The organism is Roseivirga sp. UBA1976, assembly GCF_002336325.1.
In the GTDB taxonomy this organism is placed as follows: Bacteria; Bacteroidota; Bacteroidia; order Cytophagales; family Cyclobacteriaceae; genus Roseivirga; species Roseivirga thermotolerans.
The window spans coordinates 1-400 of sequence record NZ_DDDQ01000036.1; the positions used below are offsets into that span (position 1 = coordinate 1).

General features: G+C 47.5%; 1 protein-coding gene. It reads right to left on the reverse strand.

The annotated features are described in order from the left end of the window. The coding region (locus B3763_RS03230) for a hypothetical protein (protein WP_286743611.1) at window positions 1-400 on the reverse strand (400 nt) is incomplete at both ends.

The window sequence follows — 400 nt, forward strand, 5'->3', positions numbered from 1 at the left end:
TTACGTATCCTAGGTCATTGATTTCGTAATCATCAATGGTAGAGGTGTTTCCGAGGCCTGCAAACTGACCGTTCAACACAATGCCGTTTTCGTCAACGGTTAGTTCATTCAGAGACTTAGCGTATCTTCTACCATACATTTGAGTAAGCTCACTGCCTTCTCTCCAAATGCCGGCACCGGAAGAGAGCACCTGTGGTGCATTGAACTCTGTAATGGTCTGCACGGTCCGGTCTGCCACCAAGTCAAAGGTCAACCCAACGTTTTCACTACGAATGGCCTGATAACCTAAGGTAAATTCAACGGTATTGGTCGATAATGTGGCGGCATTCTGTATTTGGGTAGATCGGCCACCCGTGGCAGCTACCGATATTGGCACAGAGAGAATCTGGTCTCTGTTTTG